This window comes from Chryseobacterium sp. Mn2064, from assembly GCF_049319685.1.
Classification (GTDB): domain Bacteria; phylum Bacteroidota; class Bacteroidia; order Flavobacteriales; family Weeksellaceae; genus Chryseobacterium.
On record NZ_JBMOUE010000014.1, the window covers coordinates 1 to 398 of the forward strand.

The window sequence follows — 398 nt, forward strand, 5'->3', positions numbered from 1 at the left end:
TGATCCGGTAGTTCAGCTGGTTAGAATGCCGCCCTGTCACGGCGGAGGTCGCGGGTTCGAGTCCCGTCCGGATCGCAGAAGTTTTCTCAATTTCTTTTTAAAAAAATTGATCCGGTAGTTCAGCTGGTTAGAATGCCGCCCTGTCACGGCGGAGGTCGCGGGTTCGAGTCCCGTCCGGATCGCAGAAGTTTTCTCAATTTCTTTTTAAAAAAATTGATCCGGTAGTTCAGCTGGTTAGAATGCCGCCCTGTCACGGCGGAGGTCGCGGGTTCGAGTCCCGTCCGGATCGCAGAAGTTTTCTCAATTTCTTTTTAAAAAAATTGATCCGGTAGTTCAGCTGGTTAGAATGCCGCCCTGTCACGGCGGAGGTCGCGGGTTCGAGTCCCGTCCGGATCGCA

4 tRNA genes are annotated in these 398 nt (G+C 53.0%); all 4 read left to right on the top strand.

From position 1 onward, the window contains the following. Position 1 precedes the first annotated feature (1 nt). Positions 2 to 75, top strand: a tRNA-Asp gene (locus tag ACL9RH_RS23855). Between the two features lie 33 nt (positions 76 to 108). Next, positions 109 to 182, top strand: a tRNA-Asp gene (locus tag ACL9RH_RS23860). Between the two features lie 33 nt (positions 183 to 215). After that, positions 216 to 289: transfer RNA gene (locus tag ACL9RH_RS23865), tRNA-Asp, on the top strand. A gap of 33 nt (positions 290 to 322) precedes the next feature. Further along, positions 323 to 396 (top strand) — tRNA-Asp (locus tag ACL9RH_RS23870). Positions 397 to 398: the final 2 nt, after the last annotated feature.